This window comes from Sphingomonas astaxanthinifaciens DSM 22298, assembly GCF_000711715.1.
GTDB classification, from domain to species: domain Bacteria; phylum Pseudomonadota; class Alphaproteobacteria; order Sphingomonadales; family Sphingomonadaceae; genus Sphingomicrobium; species Sphingomicrobium astaxanthinifaciens_A.
Genome location: NZ_JONN01000001.1, coordinates 2,037,738 through 2,058,896 on the forward strand (window position 1 = coordinate 2,037,738; position 21,159 = coordinate 2,058,896).

The following is a 21,159-nucleotide window of genomic DNA, read 5'->3' on the forward strand; positions in this document are numbered from 1 at the left end:
GGCCTGACCGGCCCGCTCACGCCGCGGGCTGGTCCTGGACCTGGAGCTTGGCGAAGAGCAGCTTCATGGTCATCTTCACCGTGGTTTCCTGAAGGTCGAGGCGACGCGCGATCTCGCGGCTCGACTGGCCGGCCTTGATCCCCTGCAGCACCTGCTCCTGGCGCGGGGTGAGCTGGACCGCCGGGGCCCCCGCCGCCTCGTTGCCGGGCACCCAGGTCGAGCCCCTGGCCGAGACTATGTTGGTGAGCTCGATCCGCAATTCCTCGACCGGCATGCTCTTCGACAGGAAGGCGGCCGCCCCGCACCGCAGCGCGGTCGAGGCGACGGTTGCGCTGGCGGTCCCCGAGAAGAGGGCGACCGGCTTGCCTTCGTTGGCCGCGATCACTTCGCGCAGCCCGTCGAGTCCGTCCATGCCGGGCAAGTGAAAATCGAGCAGGACGATGTCGAAGGGCCCGAGGTGGCGAATGGTGCGGAGCGCCGAGGGAACGTCCTCGGCCTCGTCGATCTCCCAGCTGGGGTCGCTGCGCAGGTAGGCGCACAGCGCGCCGCGCAGCATTTCGTGATCGTCGACGATCAACAGCTTCATTTCTGGTCTTCCCCATCCGGTCCGGGAAGCACCGACGCCACCGCACGCGGGAGGTGGAGGTGCAGGTTGGTCTTGGAGGTGATCGCCGCGAACATCTTGCGCGCGGCGGCCGAGATGACGAGGTCCTCCGCCACCGCGGAGCAGAGCACGATCGGGATTTCGGGGCGGAGCTGGCGGGCGGCGGTGGCGAATTCGACGCCATTCATCTGCGGCATGTCGAAGTCGACCACGATGGCGTCCCAGCGGGCGCCGCGGTCGCGCAGCACGTCGAGGCCGTCGGCCGGCGACAGGCAGGGGCAGACCTCGGCGCCGGCGCGCTCGAGGTGCAGGGCGATCAAGTCGAGCAAAGCAGGATTGTCGTCGATCGAGAGGATCGCGCGGCCGGCCAGCGAGATGTGGTCGACCGGAGCCTCGGGCTGCGCGTCGGGGGTGGAGCGGCGCTCGATCGGCCACGCGATGTCGAAGCAGCAGCCGGCGGTGGAGGAGCGGACGTAGATCGCCCCGCCGGCCTCGGTCACCAGCTTGGAGACGACGCTGAGGCCGAGACCGGTGCCGCTGTCCTTCTTGCGGCTGACGAAGGGGTCGAAGATCCGGTCGAGCACGTCGGGCGCGATTCCGCTGCCATCGTCCTCCACCCGGACCACCGCGAAGCGGCCGCTCGGCATCACTCCGACCGCCGGGGCGCCGTCGAAATCACCGCTGCTACCCTCGCGATAGCTGAGAAGGATCTGGCCGGGACCGTCGGGCGAAAGCGCGTCACGGGCATTGGTGCACAGGTTCATCAGCACCTGCATGAATTCGCTCTCGTCGGCATCGATGGCGATCGGCTCGTCCGGGAGCTCGACCGTGACCGAATGGCCCGGGCGCAGGCTGACCTCGATCAGCTCGGCGACTTCGCGGACGACGCGCGACAGGTCCACCGACTGGTGTTCGGAGACCCGCCGCTCGGGGCGAAGGATCTTGCGCAGGAGCTTGCCGGCAGCATTGGCCGCGCTCTGGATGCGGTGGACCTGGGCGTTGTCAGCGCCGCCATCCTGTTCGAGCGCGGCGGCCGAGGCGGTGATCACCGCCATCAGATTGTTGAAGTCGTGGGCCATGCCCGAGACGACCCGGCCGATCATTTCCTGGCGCTCGGCGATGAGCAATTGCTCGCGGGTGCGGATCCGCTCGCGCAGCGCGCGCTGCCGTTCGCCGATGTCGCGGGTGGTGCAGACGATGCCGCCATTGGCGCCGGCGGACAGCGTGACCTCCTGCTCGATCAGGTGGCCGTCGCGGTGGCGGCCAAAGGCGTGACCGCGCCACGAGCCCTGCGCGCCGACCGCGGGCATCGCCTCGGTCACGATCCGCTCGGCCTCATTCGCATCGTAAAGGCGGGACCAGTGCAATCCGATCGCGTCCTTGGCGCTGGCATAGCCGAACAGCCTGGCATGGGCCGTGTTCATGAAGATGAAGTGGCCCTCGGCATCGGTGATCGCGATCCCGTCGTTGGTCGCCTCGATCGCCTGCATCTGCTCCTCGAGCCGGAGGGCGTAAGCGTTGCGTTCGTCTTCGAGCGCCTTGCGGGCGGAGATGTCGCGCATGATCGCGGCGAACCCCGCCGGGATGTCGGTGCCGGGCTCGGTCCACATGGTCAGCGACAGCTCGACCGGGAGCGGCTCGCCCTCCTTGCGGAGCGCGGTCACCTCAACCGCCTTGCCGACCAGCCGCGGCTCGCCGCCCTTCATCACCCGGTCCATGCCCGCGACATGGGCCTCACGCATCGCCGGGGGGATGATGAGGTGCAGCGACTGGCCGATCGCCTCCGCACGGGTCCAGCCGAACATCGCCTCCGCGCCGTGGTTCCAGTAAGCGATCCGGTTCTCGCGATCGACGGCGACGAAGGCGTCGCGGGTCGTCTCGGCGATCAGGTGCGACAGCATTTCGGCGTCGAGCCCGACCAGCGCGATCGACGCGCCGTCGGTGAGGCTGCGCGCGCCGGGAAGGGAGATACGCTGTTGCAGGGTCACGGGCGGACTTGCTCGATCGGAGGACGGACAGCTCCATATTAGAGGATAATCGGGCAGGCCGGCCAATCGGCCGCCATTTTGTCGCGACCGGGCGGGGCGGTTCAGCCGAGGCTCAGTCGAAGGCGCCCAAGCGAAAGTTAAATCGTTGGAATCAAGAGGCTTGTTCCGGGCCCGGAACCGGTTGCGAATGACTCGCGTTGGGGGGTCGCTGGCCATGGCAGTTCGGCGTTTCAAGCGCGGTCGAACACCGCCCTCGATACGTTGCCGCATGGTCGCCGACATACCATCGGGAGAAAGCATATGAAGAAGACACTGATCGCACTTGCGGCTGCCAGCTCGCTGTCGCTCGGCGCTTGCGCCACCACGTCGAATGATACCCTTGCCGACGCCGCCACCGGCGCCGCCGTCGGTGCCGTGGGCGGTGCCGCCGTGGGCGCCGTGGTCCCGGGCGTAAGCACCATCACCGGTGCCGCCGTGGGCGCCGCCATCGGCGGTCTCGCCGGCGCGGTCTGGGCCGACAACAACAATGACGGCTATGCCGACGGCTATGTCCAGAACGGGCAATATTATGCCGGCCAGCCGAGCGGCTGGGATTCGACCCTCGGTCGGGTCGCCACCGGTGCGGCCGGCGGTGCGGTCCTCGGCGGCGTGGCCGGCGCGGTGATCCCGGGCGTCAGCGTCCTCGAGGGCGCGGTGGCCGGTGCGGTCGTCGGCGGTCTTGCCGGCGCGATCTGGGCCGACCAGGATCGTGACGGCCGGGTCGACGGTTACGTCCAGAACGGCCAGTATTACCCGGGTGCCCCGGCGCAGTCGAACACGGGCACCTACAGCCAGCCGACCTCGACTCCGACCCGGAGCGGCGAGCGCGGCTAAGGAGCCTTGATGAACCACTTGCGTAACCTGAGTGGCTTTCGTGCCGGGCGCTTCATGCGCCCGGCACTTGTTTGTGCGGCGCTGCTTGCCGCCACGACCCCGCTTGCCCCGGCCGCGGCCAGCGCGAGCATCGCCACGACCGCCGCCGCGCAAGGCGGCTCCCTGTTCTTCGGCGCGCGGAGCGGCGAGGCCGCGAACGAGCTGATCCGGCTGCTCGACTCCGCCAAGGTCGATGGCCTCAATCCCAAGCGCTACAAGAGCCGCGACCTGTCGAGATTCGCGCGCGCGGCCTTCGGCGGCGATGCGAACGCGGTCGCCCGTGCCGACCGGGCGCTGAGCGACGCCTTCGTCCGCTATGCGCAGGACCTTCGCCGCGCGCCCAATATCGGCGTCATCTACGTCGACAATGAGCTTCGCCCCCAGGCTCCCTCCGCGGCCGCGCTGCTGCAGGGAGCGGCCGCCGCGCCCGACCTTGCCGCCTACATGCGCAACATGGGCTGGATGCATCCTTATTACGCGCAGCTGCGGCGCCAGCTGACCGACAACCGCCTCGATCCGCGCACGCGCGGGCTGGTGCAGGTCAACCTCCAGCGCGTCCGCAGCCTGCCGGCAAGCGGTCGCTACGTGCTGGTCAATACCGCCGCGCAGCGCCTGTTCATGATCGACAACAACCAGACGGTCGACATGATGCGGGTGGTGGTCGGCAAGCCGATCTACCCGACCCCGATGATGGCGGCCTACATCCGCTACGCCTCGCTCCGCCCCTATTGGAACGTGCCGAGCGACCTCGCCGCCGAGCGCATCGCGCCCAATGTGGTGAAGGGCGGGCTGCCCTACCTCAAGGCCAAGGGCTACCAGGTCCTGTCCGACTGGTCCGACAAGGCGAAGATCGTCAATCCGGCGAGCGTCGACTGGGCGGCGGTGGCGGCGGGCAGGAAGGAAGTCCGCCTGCGCCAGCTGCCGGGACCCTCGAACAGCATGGGCGACATGAAGTTCATGTTCCCCAATGCGCAGGGCATCTATCTTCACGACACGCCGCAGGACGAATTGTTCGGCGAAGCCTCGCGGCTGTTCAGCGGCGGCTGCGTGCGATTGGAGGCCGCGAGCCGGCTCGGCGCCTGGCTCTATGGCAAGCCGCTTCGTCCCAAGGGCGCCGCGCCCGAGCAGAAGGTGCCCCTGGCGACCCCGGTCCCGGTCTACCTCACCTATCTGACGGCGGTGCCGAGCGGGAATGAGGTCGCCGTCTACGACGACATCTACAAGCGCGACACGATGCCGGGGCCGCGCGCCAAACTCGCCCGCGGCTAGTCGCGGTCCCAGGTCGCGACATAGCGCAGGGCGACCGCAACCGGCCGCCCGGCCGTGTCGCGCGCGGGCTCCCAGCGGGTGCGTGACAGGAGACGGCAAAGCTCGCCGTCGAGGGCGGGGGTGCCGGAGGTCGAATAAGGCTGACAGCGGCTGACCCGTCCGTCCGCGCCGACCTCGAGCGCGAGCACCGCCTGGCCGCGCGGCGCACCATAGCCCCGGATCCGGCGATAGTCGCCGCGGCTGAGATTGCCCGAGACGAGCCGGGCATTGCTGCCGAGGCCGCCGCCGGGGCCGCTGCCAGACCCGCCGTTGCCGCCGCCACCGGTGCCGTCGCCGCTGCCGTTCGCGCCGCGCCCGGGCCCCGCGACCTGGCCCGCGCCGGCATTGGACGCGCTGGCGGTGTCGGGCGCGCTTTCGCGGGCCGTGGGGAGCGGCGGGGGAACGGGAAGGCGGACGGGCGGGGGCGGGAGGACCACCGGGGCCGGCTTGGCCTCGAGATCGGGCGCCCCGGCCTCGCGCTTCGCCGCGCTGTCGTCGGCCGCGGCCGGTGGCGGCGGCGGCGGGGGTGGCGGCGCGACGTCGAAAGTCGTGATCGCCTCGCTCACCCGGCGGATGGGGTCGCCGGCGAGACCGAGGACCAGCCCGGCACCGAGCGCAAGATGCAGCCCCGCGACGAGCGCGATCGTCTTCTTGCGGTCGGTCCTCTGCGGCTGCCAGGGCATGCCGGCGGAACGCACGAACGTCCCGCCGGCTTCATGTCCCGACTAGAAGCGGGCGCCCAGCCGGATGCCCATGGTCCGCGGCGTGCCCGGGGTGATCACGGGGCGCAAACAGCTGCCGCAGTTCGAGCCCACCGACAGGTCATTCAATTTGTCGAACACATTGTTGACGAAGAATTCGGCCTCGAACTTGCGGAAGTCGAGCCCGGCGGTGAAGTCGACCAGGGTCGAGCCGCGGATCCGGCCGAGATAGTCGTTGGGATTGACGATGTCGCCCGTGCCGACGAGCTGGATCGCCTGGCGAAGCGTCGCCGCGGCCGAGCTCTGGTGCGCGACCCCGACCTGGACGTGCCCCTTGTAGGAGGCGACCGGGAAGGCATAGCGCGCCGTCGCCGAGGCCTTGAAACGCGGGGTGACCGGCAGGCGCGTGCCCTTGGGCGCCGAGACGAAGCTGGCATCGCAGGGGGCGACGTCGCCGACGCCCGAGCAGATGGTCTTCAGCGTCTTGGCGTCGGTATAGGCCGCCGCGGCATTGAGGGTCAGGCCGCCGCCGACATAGCTGATGTCGCTCTCGATGCCCTTGATCCGCGCGTCGGAGCCGTTGCGGATTTCGGTGAAGCTGTTCTCGCCGAGGAAGCTGTACTGGAACTTCTTCCACTTCTGCGTGAACACCGCGCCGTTCCAGCGCACCGCATTGTCGGCGAGGCTGACCTTCCAGCCCGCCTCGAAGTTGGTCAGGTAATCGGGATCGTAGGGCGGGACGGTGGCGCGGCGGTTGATGCCGCCCGGCCGGAAGCCGCGGGACCAGGTGCCGTAGAACATCAGCCCTTCGGAAGGCTTGTACTGGACGTTCAGGCGATGGGTGAAGCCGTCGCCCTTGTTCCGCTTGGGCACCAGCTTGCCGTTCTTGAAGTCGGCGAGGTTGGTGCAGAAGGTGCCGGGAATCCGCCCGTCGGTGATGATCGCCGCCGGATTGGGATTGTCGCGGAAGATCTGCCCCGTGGTGGTGTAGCAACCCGCGACACCGGTCCGGCTGCTGCCGGCGCCGTTGTAGGGCGGGCCGTTGAAGTCGCGGCCGAAGCCGAAGAAGCCGTAGAGCGAGTTGTCGAACTTGAAGAGGCGCCCACCGGCGGTGAGCGTGATCTTCGAGCCGATGTCCTGGCTGATCTCGCCGAACAGCGCGTAATCCTTGTCGATGCGCTCCTGGCGGGTCAGCCACAGGGTCTCCGGCCGGCCGTTGACCGACAGGTTCGGGGCGAGGCCGTCGATGATATAGTCCTGGAAGATCTGGTTCGACTGGCGCTGGAAGAAGGCGCCCGCGATGAACCGCGTCGAAGCCGTTGAGGGCGACGCGATCCGCAGCTCCTGGCTCATCTTCTTGAAGTGGTCGCTGGCCTCGATCCGCTGGCGCGGGTCGATGTAATTGCCGGCGCTGTCCTGGAAGTAGAAATAAGCGAGGCCGCCGAGACCCGCCTCGGAATAGAGGTCGTCATAGGTATCGGCATAATCGGTATAGTCGGTGAGGCTGGCTGTCTTCCGGTCGAGGTAGGCGCCGGCGTAGGTCAGGTCCCAGTTGCCGATCTTGCCCTCGACCGTCAGCGCGGCCTGGACGAACTCGTCGTTGCGGAATTCGTCGAAGAAGCGGTCGGTCTTGAGCTCGCCGAGGTCGGGATAATAGCCGAAATAGCCGTCCGACTTCATGTTCTGGTATAGGACGGTCGGCGTGACGGTCCAGTTGTCGTCGAGGTCGACCTTCAATGCCGCGCGGCCGCCATAGGTGGTGAGCTTGTTCAGGTCCTTGCCGACGTAAGGCGCATTGTCGGCGACCACGACCGGCACCGGCGAACCGAGCAGGTCGGCGGCATTCTCATAATAGGTGCGCGGGCGGCGGATGTTGTCGATGTAGCCCGCGTCATGCTGCCAGAAGCCGACGCCGCGGAAGGCGATGCGGTCGGTGACGGGGAGGTTGATCATGCCCTCGAGCTTGCCGCCCCAGTCGCCGTGCGCGACCTTGTTGACCTCGCCGTCGATGCGGCCGCTGGTCACGCCCAGCTGCGGCTTGTTGGTGATGATGCGGATGGTGCCGGCCTGGCTCGACGCGCCGTAGAGCGTGCCCTGCGGGCCGGCGAGGCTCTCGATCCGCGCGACGTCGTAGATGTGAACGTCGAGAGTGCCGCCAATGGTCGTGACCGGCTGCTCGTCGAGATAGGTGCCGACGCTCGGCAGCGAGCCCGAGTGGTTGCCGTCGCCGCCGGTCGCGACGCCGCGCATGTAGACCACGGTCACGCCCGGCTGCGCGGTCTGGAAGGAGACCGAGGGCAGCTGCTTGGTATATTCCTCGAAATTGGCGATGCCGAGCTGGTCGAGCCGGCGGGTGCCGATCGCCTGGATCGAGATCGGCACGTTCTGGAGATTCTCCTCGCGCTTCTGCGCGGTGACCACGATCTCGCTGGTGTCGGCCTCCTGCCCGTCGCTGGCGGCCTGCGCCTCGGGGGTGGGCGGCGTGTCATTGGGACCGCTCTGAGCGAAGGCCGGCTGACTGAGCGCGGTGCCGGCAAGCAGAGCAAGCGCCAGCCGAGCCGGCGCGCCGTGAAGCTTCATGATGTCCCCCCTATTCTCAACCGGCGTATTGCTGCCGCGACGGCGGGCAATGTCAACTGCGCTCCACAGTCTTTCCGGGTTGCTGTGGCGGCGGTGCGTCAGGATAATGGTCGATCACGGCCCCTAGCGCGTCGCGGAGCGGCTGCAGATGCGCGTCGTAGGCCCGCCATTCCTCGGCGGCGTCGCGATAGATCGGACGGCGGACCTGTTCGCTGCTGGGGGTGCGGACCGCGCGCTCGGTCTTGTGGAAGTCGAGGCAGGCGGGCTCGAACGGAAGGCCCGCGCGGTCGAGCAGGCGGCGAATGTTGGCCTCGGGGTCGGCGACCATTTCCTCGTAGACGACGCGGATCACCCGCCCGGGAAGCACGCGGTCGACATGCCCCATCAACCGGACATAGTCGGCGTAATAATGGCCCATGTCGGCGAGGTCGTAGGTGAAGGCCTGGCCGCGCGCGAAATGCTGGCGGAAGTTCGACAGGCAGCAGCCGAGCGGGTGGCGGCGGGCGTCGACGATCGTCGCGTTGGGCAGGATCAGGTGGATGAAGGGCGTGAACAGCCAGTTGTTCGGCAGCTTGTCGATGAAGCGCGGCTTCGCCGTCCGGCGCTGCACCGCGGTGCGCTCGAGATATTCCTGGCCGAGCGCAGCCAGCTCGTCCGCGGACCAGTCGGCGACCGAGCGCGGATAGCCGCGCTTCCTGCGCGCCAGCGCGGGGAGGTCGGGAAGCTCGGTGGTGCCCTCGACCTGGCTGTGGCTGGCGAGGATCTGCTCGAGCAGGGTCGAGCCGGAGCGCGGCATGCCGAGGATGAAGATGGGATCGGCGGCCGCGCAGCCGGCGCCGGTGCGCGCGGCGAAGAAATCGGCGGTGAAGGTCTCGATGCTGGCGTCGACGATCGTGCTGGTGTCGGCGGCGCGATAGGGCTGGTGCTCGCGGCGGCGGGCGTTGGCGGCGGCATAATAGCCGAAGGCGCGGTCATGTTGCCCGAGGTCGTGATGGGCCTTGCCGAGCGCGAACTCGAGGTGGAAGCGGTCCTCGGGCGTGATGTCCGCGGCCTCGAGCGCCGCGCCCATGGCGGCGAGGTCGTCGTCGTCGAAGCGGACGGTCTTGAGGTTGGCGAGGCTCCACCAGGCTTCGCCGAGGGTGGGGCGGAGGGCGATCGCCTCGCGATAGGCGGCGATGCCCTCGTCGAGCCGGCCGACGGTCTTGAGCATGTGGCCGAGGCTGAGCCAGACCTTGGGCTGCCCCGGAATTTCCTCGAGCACCTTGCGATAGGTGTCGATCGCCGTTTCGAAGTCGCCGAGCCGGCCGAGCGTCGCCGCCTTGAGGTTGAGGTGGTTCGGCGTCTCGGGCTCGTGGTCGAGGAGCTCGTCGAGCAGCGGCAAAGCTTCCTGCGGACGGCCGAGGCGGCCGAGCACGAGCGCGAGGTTGGCGCGGGCGGCCTGGAAACCGGGGGCGACGGCGAGCGCATGGCGGAGCAGTGCCTCGCTGTCGTGGAGGCGGCCGATCCGGCCTGCGACCTCGGCCAGCATCCTGAGCGCGCGCGGATCGTCGGAGTTGGTCCGCAGCCGGGCCTTGAGCAGCCGCTCGGCGATGTCGAGCCGGTTTCGGTTCATCGCCATCGCAGCCTCGATGAGGTCCTGCGGCCAATGGTTTGGAATGGATGCGGAAGTCACCCGGCGGACGATGGAGCGGCGCCGTCCGGCGTGCAAGCCGGTCCCCGAGTCGCGGCGGCATGGGGCAGAAAATCGCGGCTTCTTCCCGTTTCGGGACGCCACTCAAAAGATTCTTGGGATGGCCGCCCGAGTCAGTGGAACGACAACATCCGGATCGGGTGGCATTAAACAAAAATCCTTAACATACCGTAAATGTCCTGTCCGGCCGTGGGAGGCGCAGGAAATGGCCGGGTAATGACGATTCCAATCTGCACCGTTTACTCGCGTATCTCGGCCAATCAGGAAAGACTAGCCGCAATTAGCTTCGAATAATGCGATATGAAAAACGCTTTTTGATTGGCATGTCTCAAAACGTTAACCAAACAAGACTTGCCGCGAGGACCGTGAAAGGGGCGCCCCAGACTCGCGGATCGGAGCCGCTGACTTGCCAATGACATCAATGTCGTGGTTCTTTTCCTCGTTACACGCGAACTGGGGCTCCGTCGTTAACCTTGGCCATTCAACGGCATTCGGCAGACTCTCGGTAAACGCATGGGCACTGGGGACCGGTGGTGGGGACCATCGGCCAACCGATCGAAGGGTGAAAGATGCGCTACGAAGATGCTTCGCTGTCCGGGTCGTTTCAGGACCAAGGGCCGACCGCGCGGGACGATGCCGACCAGCTGGCCGCGGGTGACCGCGGGCCGGCCACAGGCAATGTGATCACCGGCGCCGGGACCGAGACGGGCGCGGCCGGGGCCGATACCGCGGCGGGTGCCAAGGTCACCGCCGTGGCCGGTGCCGCCGGCAGCGACAGCAGCTTCGCGGGCGGACGCCTCCAGGTCGAGGGCGAGCATGGGACGCTCACCCTCAACGCGCGGGGCGACTACAGCTACACCGCCAAGGCGAACACGCCCGAAAACAGCCGCGACACCTTCACCTACACCCTGGCCGACGCCTCGGGGGCGACCAGCCAGGCCCGGCTGACTATCGAGATCGGCAAGACCCAGGCGGTCGTGAAGGCCGATGCCCAGCGCATCATCCCCGGCCCCGACGGCGTCGTCGTCCTTCCCGCGGGCGTCGAGCTCAGCGACATCCGGATCGTCGGTCGCGACCTCCTCGTCATGCTGCCCGACGGCTCGCAGATGCTGATCGTCGACGGCGCGGTGTTCGTGCCGCAGCTCGTCATCAACGACGTCGAAGTGCCCTCGACCAACCTTGCGGCGCTGCTGATCGACCAGGAGCCGCGTCCGGCGAGCGGCGTGCCGCAGTCGAGCGGCGGCAACTTCATCGAGCCGGTCCGCCCGCTCGATCCGGGCAATCCGCTCGGCGATCTCCTCCCGCCGACCGACCTCGGCTATCGTCCGCCCGACTTTCAGGAAGTCTTCCAGCCGGTCGACCGCAATCCCGAGGTCGGCGCCAACCCGCTGATCCAGCTCGACGACGACGCCCTCCAGGGCGGCAATCCGGGCGGCACCGGGGACGATCCCGACAGCGTCAATGCCTCGGGCATCCTGTCGGGCTCGGGCGGCGACGGTCAGCTTACCTTCGCGCTGTCCACGGCGGGCGCCCCAGCGGGCTTCACCTACGTCTCGGGCCCGAACGGCTCGATCCTGGTGCAGCAGAACGGGGTCACCGTCCTCACCGTCACCGTCAACGCCCAGACCGGCGCCTATACGGTGACCGAGAATGCGCCGATCCTGCACGCGCCGGGCGACGCCGAGAACAATGTCGTCTTCACCTTCAGCTACACCGTCACCGACAGTGACGGCGACCAGGCGGCGGGCACCTTCCAGGTCAATGTCGACGACGACACGCCGACCATCGCGATCAACGCCGGCGCGGACGCCGGAGTGACGCTCACCACCGACGACTTCGACAGCCGCGGCGCGGGCACCGACAGCGCCCAGACCAGCGCCAATTTCGGCGGCGTCTTCTCGCTCAGCCAGTCGGCGGGCGCCGATGGCCTCGGCACTGCCGGGGTGATCAGCTACTCGCTCGGCACGCCGGGCGGCGCCTCGGGGCTGACCCAAGGCGGCGTGGCGATCAACCTCTACTCGATCGGCGGCAAGGTCGTCGCCTCGACCGCGACCACCCAGGCCGGCGTTTCCGCCGCCAACACCGTGTTCGACGTGTCGGTCAGCTCGACGGGCGTGGTGACCCTCACCCAGTACAGCCAGATCGACCACACCAACGCCGATCCGAGCGCGACGGCGGCACCGTTCAACGACCAGCTGATCAGCCTCGCCGACAATCTCGTCACGCTGAACGCGACCGCGACCATCACCGACAAGGACGGCGACAGCGCCACCAGCAGCCAGTCCGTCCAGATCGGCGCCAACCTGCGCTTCACCGACGACGGTCCGTCGCTCGGAGAAGTCAGCGTCGGCCGCGGGGTCGTGCTCGACGAGACCAGCGCGGGCAGCCCGGCGGGCTTCCCGATCACCGCCACCAGCGCGGGCGCCGTGATCAGCGGCTCGGCCCTGACCTTCGGTGCCGACGGCCCGGCGGCCTCGGGGTCGACCAGTTATTCGATCAGCATCGTCGGCGGCGGGGCGACCCCGCTCAAGACCGCGCAGGGCGATTATGCGATCACCCTGGTGCAGACCGCCTCGAACGTCATCACCGGCACCTACAATGACGGCAGCGGCGTCAAGACCGCCTTCACCGTCACGATCAACGCCAATGGCACCATCACCGTCACGGAGAATGTGCCGCTCGAGCACAATGTCGATGGCAGCACGGCGGCGGCCTATGACGATGCGCTCGACCTGTCCGGGCTGATCAACGCCACGGTCACGATCAAGGACTTCGACGGCGACACCGCCTCGGGTTCGGCGCCGATCGGCAATCTCATCGTCTTCCGCGACGACGGCCCCAACAGCAGCCTTGCCGACAAGGGCGCGCCGACCCTCATCCTCGACGAGACCCAGCCGGTCGGCAGCGACACGTCGGGTGCCGGCGCGCCGAACGGCCTCGCCACCGTCACCGCCAACTTCGCCGGCAACTTCGCCGCCGTGAGCTACGGTGCCGACGGCGCTGGCAGCACGGTCTATTCGCTCGTCCTCAACGGCACCAACGTTGCGAGCGGCATGTATGCGCTGCAGGGCGGCGACGTGTCGGATGCCGATGGCGACGGCATCGGCCAGGGGACGCAGATCGTCCTCAACCAGGCCGGCAACGTTATCACGGGTTCGGCTGGCGGGGTGGACTATTTCACCATCGCCATCGATCCGGCGACCGGCATCGTCACCTTCACCCAGCTCCAGCCGGTGTGGAACCCCACCCCGGGCGCGAGCTATGACGAAGCGGCGATCCTCAACGCGGTCGACGGCGCGCTGATCGTCCGCCAGACGGTCACCGACAGCGACGGCGACTTCGACTCGAGCGACGTGGACGTCAGCAAGGGCATCTTCCAGATCCAGGACGACGGCCCGATTGCCCGTAACGACACCGACGCCATCGCCGCCGGCACCTACGGGCCGGAGACGGGCAACGTCCTGACCGGCGCCGGCACCACCAGCGGCGCGGCAGGCGCCGACACGCAGGGCCGCGACGGCGCCAGCATCTCGTCGGTCACCGGTTTCGGCGGCAGCTCGGACTCAAGCTTCGACGGCGCCGGCAACCTCGTCGTCAACGGCCAGTATGGCGTGCTGACGCTCAAGGCCGACGGCAGCTACAGCTACGTCCGCAACGCCGGGACCCCCGGCGGCGTCAGCGACGTCTTCACCTACACGCTGCGCGACACCGACGGTGACACCAGCAATGCGACGCTGACCATCAGCATCGGCAACACCCCGCCGACCCTCGACGCGCCCGACCTCGGCGCGCCGGGCACGATCGTCTACGAGGCCGGTCTCCCGACCCGCAATGGCGGCGAGCCCGAAGGCTCGGGCGAGGAAGCCGCGGCCGGCGCCAATGGCGACCCGCGCGAGACCACCACCGGCACGATCAACTTCACCCAGGGCGACGGTCCGGCGACGATCACGATCAACGGCGTCACCGTCACCGCGGTGAACCAGGTGATCGACACCGGCGAGGGCCTGCTGACGATCACCAGCATCAATGCGGGCTCGATCGGCTACAGCTACACGCTCAAGGACAATCTGCTGGTTTCGGGCGTCAGCACGACCGATCCGATCCCGGTCACCATCACCGACCAGGATGGCCAGACCGCCAGCGACACGCTGACGATCACCATCGTCGACGACGCGCCCACCGCGCGCAACGACACCGACGCACTGGCCGCCGGGACCTACGGCCCCGAACTCGGCAACGTTATCAGCGGCGTCGGCACCACCTCGGGCGCGGCCGGCAAGGACACCGTCGGCGCCGACAATGCGGCGGTCGCCAGTGTCACCGGCTTTGGCGGCAGCACCGACGACAGCTTCGACGTCGGCGGCAACCTCGTCGTCAACGGCCAATATGGCGTGCTGACGCTCAAGGCCGACGGCAGCTACAGCTACGTGCGCAATCCCGGCACCCCCGGCGGCGTCAGCGACACCTTCACTTATGTGCTGAAGGACGGCGACGGCGACACGAGCACCGCCACGCTGACGATCAGCATCGGCAACACTCCGCCGACGATCAACGCGCCCGATCTCAATGCGCCGGGCACCATCGTCTACGAAGCCGGTCTCCCGACCCGCAACGGCGGCGAGCCCGAGGGCTCGGGCGAGGAAGCCGCGGCGGGCGCGAATGGCGATCCCAGCGAGACGACCACCGGCAGCATCAGCTTCACGCAGGGCGATGGCCCGGCGGTGATCACCATCAACGGCGTCACCGTCACCGCGGTGAACCAGGTGATCGACACCGGCGAGGGCCTGCTGACCATAACCAGCATCAACGCGGGCTCGATCGGCTACAGCTACACGCTGAAGGACAATCTGCTGGTCGCGGGGACCAGCACCACCGACCCGATCGCCGTCACCATCACCGACGTGGACGGTCAGACCGCCAGCGACACGCTGACGATCACCATCGTCGACGATGCGCCGACCGCGCGCAACGACACCGATGCCGTGGCCGCCGGGACCTACGGCCCCGAACTCGGCAACGTCATCAGCGGCGTCGGCACCACCTCGGGTGCGGCGGGCAAGGATACGGTCGGCGCCGACAATGCGACGCTGGTCAGCGTGACCGGCTTTGGCGGCAGCTCGGACTCGACCTTCGACGGCAGCGGCAACCTCGTCGTCAACGGCCAGTATGGCGTGCTGACGATCAAGGCCGACGGCAGCTACAGCTACGTCCGCAATACTGGCACCCCGGGCGGCGTCACCGACACCTTCAACTATCAGTTGCAGGACGGCGACGGCGACACCAGCAACGCCAATCTGGTGATCAGCATCGGCGATTCGCCGGTCACGCTCGACATCCCGCCGGCGGGTGGTGCCACCACCACTGTCTTCGAGAAGGGTCTCCCGATCCGCGGGTCGGAGCAGCCCGGTTCGGGCGAGATCGCCGACGGTAACGGCACCAACAACAGCGATGCTTCGGAAGCCGTCATCGGCACCATCGGCTTCGTCTCGAAGGACGGCGTCGCCTCGATCAGCCTCGGCGGCGTGACGCTGAGCGGCACCTATCCGCAGACCATCGTCAGCAACACCGGCCAGACGCTCGTCGTCACCGGCGTCAGCTACAATGCGGCGACCGGTGTCGGCTCGATCAGCTACACCTACACGCTGAACGACAACACGATCGGCAACCAGGCGGTCAACGGCGGCGATACCAATGCCAGCTTCCCGCTGGTGGTCACCGACCTCGACGGCGACAGCAGCAACGGCAACCTCGTCATCGTCATCAAGGACGATGCGCCGACCGCCTTCAACGACGTCGACTCGATCGCGGGCGGCAGCAACCTGCCGGCGACCGGCAACGTCATCACGGGCATCGACAAGGTCGGCGGCGACGCGAACGCAACCGATGGCGTCAAGGACGTCCAGGGAGCGGACGGCGCCGTCGTGGTCGGTATCGCCAGCAACAACGTGCCGGCCAACACCGACACCAGCGCCGACGGCAGCAACAACTACGTCGTCGTCGGCCAATATGGCACGCTGACGATCAACGCCGACGGCAGCTACAGCTACCTCCGCGCCGATGGCTCGCCGGGCAATGTCACCGACGTCTTCACCTACACGATCCGGGACGGCGACGGCGACCAGGCGACCGCGACGCTGACCATCAACATCGGCGATGCGGCTCCGGTCACGGGTCCGAACGCGGTGGTCCTGCTCGACGACGACGCCCTGGCGGGCGGCATCGCGGGCGGCACCGGCGACGTCAGCCCCGACACCGCCAACCTCACCGGGACCCTCGCGGGCTCGGGCGGCGACGGTGCGCTGACCTGGTCGCTCGCGCTGACCGGCGCGCCGGCAGGCTTCAGCTACGTCTCGAATGGCGCGGGCGGGATCCTGATCCAGCAGGGCGGAATCACCTATGTGACCGTCACGCTGAACAGCGCGACGGGCGCCTATACGGTGACCCAGAACCTGCCGCTTCCGCATGCGGCCGGCGGCAACGAGAACACCCAGCCCTTCACGCTGAACTACGTCGTCAGCGACGTCGACGGCGACACGGCGCCGGGCACCCTGACGATCAACGTCAACGACGACTCGCCCACGGCGATCGCCTCGGCAACCCAGCCGGACCTGACGGTCGACGAGACCAGCCTGGCCACCAATGCTTCGGTCAATTTCGCCGGGGTCTTCACCACGGCCTTCGGCGCCGACGGGCCCGGCACGCTGAGCTATGCGCTCGGGATCACCGGCGGCAACGGTGTCGCCAGCGGCCTTACCGATACGGCGACCGGTCAGTCGATCGTCCTGGTTCTCAATGGCAGCGTGGTCGAGGGCCATGTCGGCTCCGCCGCGGGGGCGCTTGCCTTCACGGTCAGCGTCGACAGCGCGGGTGTCGTCACGCTGGATCAGATCCGCGCGGTGGTGCACGCCAATGCCGCCAATCCGAATGATCCGGCGACGCTGTCCGCGGACAACCTCGTCACGCTGACCGCCACCATCACCGACAAGGACGGTGATTCGGCGGCGGCGACGGCCAACATCGGCCAGAACCTGATCTTCCTCGACGACGGCCCCTCGATCAACCTGGTCGGCAGTCCGCCGAGCCTGACGGTCGACGAGACCAATCTGGCGACCAATGCGACCGCGAATTTCGCGAGCCTCTTCACCAGCTCCTATGGTGCGGATGGGGCGGGCAACATCGTCTACCAGCTCAGCATCACCGGCGGGAACGGCACGGCGAGTGGGCTGGTCGACACCGCCACCGGCCAGTCGATCGTCCTCGTGCTCAACGGCAATGTGGTGGAAGGCCACGTCGGCACTGCAGCCGGCGCGCTCGCCTTCACCGTCGGGGTCGACTCCAGCGGTAACGTGACGCTCGACCAGATCCGCGCGGTGGTCCACCCGAACGCCGCCAATCCGGACGATCCGGTCACGCTGTCGGCCGCCAATCTCGTGGCACTGACCGCGACGATCACCGACAAGGACGGCGACTCGTCGTCGGCGGTGGTCAACATCGGCCAGAGCCTGGTGTTTAAGGATGACGGTCCCTCGATCAGCGCCTCGGCGACCCAGCCGACCCTGACGGTCGACGAGACCAATCTCGCGAACAATGCCACGGCGAGCTTCGCCAGCGTGTTCACCTCGGCGTTCGGTGCCGACGGCGCCGGCGCGGTGACCTACGCGCTTGGCATCACGGGCGGCAACGGCACGGCCAGCGGCCTCGTCGATACCGCGACCGGGCAGCCGATCGTCCTGGTCCTGAACGGCGGTGTCGTCGAAGGCCATGTCGGCACTGCCGCCGGTGCGCTGGCATTCACCGTGAGCGTCAATTCGAGCGGTGCGGTCACCCTCGACCAGATCCGCGCGGTGGTTCACCCCGACGCAACCAATCCGAACGACAGCAACACGCTGTCGGCCGACAATCTGGTCACGCTGGCCGCGACCGTCACCGACAAGGATGGCGACAGCGCCACGGCGGTGGCGAACATCGGCCAGAACCTCGTGTTCCAGGACGACGGCCCCTCGATCAGCGCCTCGGCGACCCAGCCGACCCTGACGGTCGACGAGACCAACCTCGCCAACAACGCGTCGGCCAGCTTCGCGGCGGTCTTCACCTCGGCCTTCGGTGCCGACGGCGCCGGCGCGGTGACCTACCAGCTCGGCGTCACCGGCGGTAACGGCACGGCCAGCGGCCTTGTCGACACGGCGACCGGGCAGGCGATCGTCCTGGTCCTGAACGGCGGTGTCGTCGAAGGTCATGTCGGCACTGCCGCCGGCGCGCTGGCCTTCACCGTCGCGGTCGACGCGAGCGGCAATGTGACGCTCGACCAGATCCGCGCGGTGGTCCACCCGGACGCGGCCAACGCCAATGACAGCACCACCCTGTCGGCCGACAACCTGGTCACGCTGACCGCGACGGTCACCGACAAGGACGGCGACAGCGCCACGGCCGTCGCCAATATCGGTCAGAACCTCGTGTTCCAGGACGATGGTCCGTCGGCCAGCATCGTGAAGACCGGCCAGGCGGTCATCCTCGACGAGAGCGCGGGCAACCAGGCCGGCTCCAACGACGTGACCGGTCCGCTGGCCGCGTTCGCAGGCATCCTCAACAAGGGGGTCGATCCCGACCTGCCCGGCGGCCAGTTCGCGACCAACGCCAATGCGATCGTCGCCTCGACCGGCACGAACCTGGGCGCCGATGGCGCTGGCTCGATCACCTACAGCCTCAGCCTCTCGAGCAGCGGCGTCGATTCCGGCCTCAAGACCACCGAGGGCCAGTCGATTTTCCTGTTCAAGGAAGGCGACGTGATCGTCGGCCGCGTCGGAAGCTCGGGAGGCGCCGCAGCTTTCGCGGTCGCCATCGATTCCACCGGTAAGGTAAGCACGGTCGAATATCTGTCGATCCAGCATTCGAACGCGGCGGACCCTAATGACACGGTGTCGATCGCCAACGGCGCGCTGCTTGCGACGGTGACCGCGACCGACAAGGACGGGGACACGAGCTCGGCTTCCGTCGGCATTGGCGGGCAAATTCAATTCGTCGATGACGCTCCGAGTTTCACCCAGGCAGCGCAGAATGCGACCGCCAACAACATTCCCGCCAGTGCGGTGTCGACCGGCACCCTCTACCTCCACTCGGGGGCCGACGGGTTCGCCAGCTCGACCATCACCGCCAACGTGACCGGCCTGACCTCGGGCGGTGTCCCACTGACGACCAAGCAGGCCGGCAATGTGCTGACCGCCTACACCGACGCCAACGCCAATGGTAACGTCGATGCGGGCGAGGCGGTGTTCACGATCACCATCGATCCGAACGCCGGCGCCTCGGGCCGGTACACCTTCGACCTCATCAAGCCGCTCGACGGAACGGTCGTGAACGTGGCGGTGGGCGGTTCGTCGTCCTTCGGCGCAGGCCCGACCGGCTTCCAGGTCCTCAGTGACGTGAGTGGCGCCGGCGGGCAGCCGCTGGCGGTGGTGTCGGGCTACCAGACGGGCGCCGGGTTCAATCTTGCTACCTGGCAGAGCACGGGCGCGGCCAGTGGTCTCACGAGCGCGGGCGTGAACGGCTCCACCGCCGGTTGGGGTATCGACAACAACAACTTCAACAACAGCGAATTTTTCAACTGGGACTTCAGCCAGGGCGCGCTCGACGACCCGGACGGTCCGGGCGGGTTCGTGCCGCCTGCAAATCCGGGTCTGCCGAACATCAGCACGGCAACTTACGAGTTCATCGGCTACAGTTCGTCCGCCGACATCCGCTACGTGGTCCACTTCACCGATGGGACTTTCGTGTCGGCAGCAGTGCCTTCCGCCAATGTGACCGGCCTGTGGACTTACACGGCACCGGCCGGGAAGATCATCGCGGACATCGAGATGTTTGCGGTGAGCGTCGGTGGCGGCGGCGGCAAGGTCGACCTCGTGTCGGTCGGCGTGCAGTCGAGCAACACCGACTTCACCATCCCGGTGACGGTGCAGGTCGCGGACGGTGACGGCGATACCGCCAGCACCAGCTTCACCATCAACGTCAAGGACGGCAACACGCCCTCGACGGCGGTGGCGCCGATCGCACTCGACCTCAATCACGACGGCCACATCAGCTACCTCTCGGCCGCCGCCGGCGTCGCTTACGACTATAATGGCGACGGCACGAAGGAAGCGACCGCCTGGGTCGGCGCGCAGGACGGCATCCTCGTCCGGGATGCCGACGGCAACGGCACCGTGAGCGGTTCGGGTGAGTTCGTGTTCGGCAACGGCGCGGTCACCGACCTGCAGGCGCTGCGGGCGCAATATGGCGACACGCTCGATGCGAGCGACGCCGACTTCGCCAAGTTCAGTGTCTGGCAGGACGCCAACAGCAACGGGGTCGCCGATGCCGGCGAAGTGAAGTCCCTTGCGGCACTCGGCATCACCTCGATCAGTCTGGTCGGTGACGGCGTCAGCGGATCGGCTGCCAATGGCGATGTCTCGATCGCAAGCTCGTCCAGCTTCGTCCGGAACGGCGTGACGGGTCTGGCCCAGGACGCGATCTTCCGGGTCGGCCAGAGCACCGAAGCGGCCAAGGTCAGCGAAGGCATCGGCGGGAATACGGCCGCGACCCTGATCGCCGCCTTCGCCGCTGCGGCTGCCCTCGGCGCGACCCAGGCTGCCGCCTCGCCGCTCAGCAATGCGGTGGTGGGCAAGGTTGCGGCAGATGGCATGATCGACGCGACCCAGACCCACGCCTCGGGGCTGGTGCATCTGCCGGCGGGCGAGCAGGCCTTCCACAGCCAGCTCTCGCTCCTGACGCACGAAGCCGAATGGTCGCTCGCCGGCAAGGTCAGCAGCAGCGGCACGCAGCACTTCGGTGCGGCCGAGCAGCACCAGGCCTTCCTCGATCTCGCCCAGCCGGCGAATCAGGGCAGCCCGGCCTTCGCGCTCGACCAGGGCACCGAGCTCAATGCAGCGATCCGCGACATGGCGCATCCGCTCCTGTCCGGCGGCGGCGAGCTCCACCTGCCGAGCGCGGACCAGCTGGCGTTGCTCGCCGGTCTGCAGGGCGGCGGCGCGGGCCCGATCCAGCAGAGTCCGGTCCTCGGCCAGGTGCTCGCCGATGCCCTTTCGGGCGGCGCGGCGCAGGGTCCGGACCTCAACCAGCTGATCGACGCGGCCATCAAGCTCGCCGATCCGGTCCAGCATCAGCCCGGCCAGGAAGCGGCCGTGTTCGCTGGCGGCGCGGGCGGCGGCGGCGGTCTGGCGGAGCTGGCAACCCAGCTCAACCACGCTGTTCCGTCGTGGGACGGTGGCCACTTCGGGGCTTCGTTCCCCGGACTTGCCGCGGCAATGGATGCGCCAGCGCTTCATCCTGACGCGGTTCAGCCGGTTGCCAACGGCTAAATGACCCGAGGCAGGGCAGGGCGCC

8 protein-coding genes are annotated in these 21,159 nt (G+C 68.2%); 3 read left to right on the forward strand and 5 right to left on the reverse strand.

From position 1 onward, the window contains the following. Nucleotides 1-16 precede the first annotated feature (16 nt). Entirely contained in the window at nucleotides 17-586 is a 570-nt protein-coding gene (locus tag BS69_RS0110565; protein ID WP_029941913.1) for a response regulator, read from the reverse strand. Continuing rightward, nucleotides 583-2,592 carry a PAS domain-containing hybrid sensor histidine kinase/response regulator gene (locus BS69_RS0110570; RefSeq protein WP_029941914.1) on the reverse strand — a complete coding sequence of 670 codons (2,010 nt, stop codon included), beginning with the start codon at nucleotides 2,590-2,592 and terminating at the stop codon, nucleotides 583-585. The genes BS69_RS0110565 and BS69_RS0110570 overlap by 4 nt, the downstream gene beginning before the upstream one ends. A 300-nt stretch (nucleotides 2,593-2,892) precedes the next feature. Here BS69_RS0110570 and BS69_RS14485 point away from each other — a divergent pair, with 300 nt between their 5' ends. Beyond that, a complete protein-coding gene (locus BS69_RS14485; protein WP_051676699.1) occupies nucleotides 2,893-3,465 on the forward strand; it encodes a YMGG-like glycine zipper-containing protein in 573 nt (190 codons plus the stop codon). 54 nt (nucleotides 3,466-3,519) lie between these two features. After that, on the forward strand, nucleotides 3,520-4,773 hold the full coding sequence (locus tag BS69_RS0110580; protein ID WP_051676700.1) for a L,D-transpeptidase family protein: 1,254 nt from the start codon (nucleotides 3,520-3,522) through the stop codon (nucleotides 4,771-4,773). Here the strand turns inward: BS69_RS0110580 and BS69_RS0110585 are convergent. Genes BS69_RS0110585 through BS69_RS0110595 form a run of 3 tightly spaced genes read right to left on the reverse strand, consistent with a single transcriptional unit; the run spans nucleotide 4,770 to nucleotide 9,765 of the window. Beyond that, nucleotides 4,770-5,495 carry an energy transducer TonB gene (locus tag BS69_RS0110585; RefSeq protein ID WP_051676701.1) on the reverse strand — a complete coding sequence of 242 codons (726 nt, stop codon included), beginning with the start codon at nucleotides 5,493-5,495 and terminating at the stop codon, nucleotides 4,770-4,772. The two genes, BS69_RS0110580 and BS69_RS0110585, sit on opposite strands and share 4 nt — an antisense overlap. 42 nt (nucleotides 5,496-5,537) lie before the next feature. Continuing rightward, nucleotides 5,538-8,093, reverse strand: coding sequence for a TonB-dependent receptor (locus BS69_RS0110590; RefSeq protein WP_029941918.1), 2,556 nt, complete (start codon nucleotides 8,091-8,093; stop codon nucleotides 5,538-5,540). A gap of 52 nt (nucleotides 8,094-8,145) precedes the next feature. After that, the gene (locus tag BS69_RS0110595) at nucleotides 8,146-9,765 is read right to left on the reverse strand and encodes a tetratricopeptide repeat-containing sulfotransferase family protein (protein ID WP_245605139.1); all 1,620 of its coding nucleotides are present in this window, start codon (nucleotides 9,763-9,765) and stop codon (nucleotides 8,146-8,148) included. 587 nt (nucleotides 9,766-10,352) lie between these two features. Here BS69_RS0110595 and BS69_RS13325 point away from each other — a divergent pair. Continuing rightward, the gene (locus tag BS69_RS13325) at nucleotides 10,353-21,134 is read left to right on the forward strand and encodes a DUF5801 repeats-in-toxin domain-containing protein (RefSeq protein WP_037504481.1); all 10,782 of its coding nucleotides are present in this window, start codon (nucleotides 10,353-10,355) and stop codon (nucleotides 21,132-21,134) included. The last annotated feature ends 25 nt before the right edge of the window (nucleotides 21,135-21,159 follow it).

Bases quoted from the DNA above. Each gene is read 5' to 3' on its own strand.
- BS69_RS14485 (WP_051676699.1), top strand. From the start codon at position 2,893: ATGAAGAAGACACTGATCGCACTTGCGGCTGCCAGCTCGCTGTCGCTC.
- BS69_RS0110590 (WP_029941918.1), bottom strand. From the start codon at position 8,093: ATGAAGCTTCACGGCGCGCCGGCTCGGCTGGCGCTTGCTCTGCTTGCC.
- BS69_RS0110580 (WP_051676700.1), top strand. From the start codon at position 3,520: ATGCGCCCGGCACTTGTTTGTGCGGCGCTGCTTGCCGCCACGACCCCG.
- BS69_RS13325 (WP_037504481.1), top strand. From the start codon at position 10,353: ATGCGCTACGAAGATGCTTCGCTGTCCGGGTCGTTTCAGGACCAAGGG.
- BS69_RS0110585 (WP_051676701.1), bottom strand. From the start codon at position 5,495: ATGCCCTGGCAGCCGCAGAGGACCGACCGCAAGAAGACGATCGCGCTC.
- BS69_RS0110565 (WP_029941913.1), bottom strand. From the start codon at position 586: ATGAAGCTGTTGATCGTCGACGATCACGAAATGCTGCGCGGCGCGCTG.